Below are 440 nucleotides of genomic sequence, written 5' to 3' on the forward strand. Positions count from 1 at the left end.
ACCTCGACAGACCGTCGAAGATCCCGGCCATGGAGCTGACGCTGGCTGAGGTGCCGCATACAGAACAGCCTCCGGTGGAGACACCGCACCTCGACAGACCGCCGGAGATCCCGGCCATGGAGCTGACGCCGGCTGAGGTGCCGCATACAGAACAGCCACCGGTGGAGACACCACATCTCGACAGACCGTCGGAGATCCCGGCCATGGAGCTGACGCCGGCCGAGGTGCCGCATACGGAGCAGCCTCCGGTGGAGGCACCGCACCTCGACAGACCGTCGGAGATCCCAGCGATGGAGCTGACGCCGGCCGAGGTAACGCATACGGAACAACCACCGGTGGAGACACCGCACCTCGACAGACCGTCGGAGATCCCGGCCATGGAGCTGACGCCGGCCGAGGAGTCGCATACGGAACAGCCACCGGTGGAGACACCACATCTC

The 440-nt window shown here is 66.1% G+C and carries 1 pseudogene; it reads left to right on the forward strand.

From position 1 onward, the window contains the following. Window positions 1–29 precede the first annotated feature (29 nt). Window positions 30–440: pseudogene (locus M979_RS22235) on the forward strand (hypothetical protein); the annotation flags it as partial.

The sequence above is a fragment of the Buttiauxella noackiae ATCC 51607 genome (assembly GCF_001654865.1).
Taxonomy (GTDB): Bacteria; Pseudomonadota; Gammaproteobacteria; order Enterobacterales; family Enterobacteriaceae; genus Buttiauxella; species Buttiauxella noackiae.